Genomic DNA, 258 nt, shown 5'->3' with positions numbered 1-258 from the left:
CTGATAATAATTTTCCATGCAATCCGTTATAAATGTTTAACGTTTCCAAAATATTCACCCTTCCATATTATCAATTAGAAACCATTTATCCTTGTTTATTCCATCAACATCTATCTTATATTCTTTAAACACACATTTTTCATCCTTCTCATCTAAATATGGTTTCACATAAATTTCTGCACTAGAATATCGGTCTCTATAAGATGTCTCTTCTTCAAATGCCATTATTTTTGTAATTTCTATTTTATATACATACAG

The 258-nt window shown here is 27.5% G+C and carries 1 pseudogene; it reads right to left on the bottom strand.

Annotation, left to right across the window (positions count from 1 at the left end):
• Window positions 1–54: 54 nt before the first annotated feature.
• A pseudogene (locus SB775_RS31150) lies at window positions 55–258 on the bottom strand (hypothetical protein); the annotation flags it as partial.

The sequence above is a fragment of the Peribacillus sp. SIMBA_075 genome, from assembly GCF_046534585.1.
Note: the sequence above shows the minus strand (reverse complement) of the source record. Positions and strands in the feature narration are given on the sequence as shown.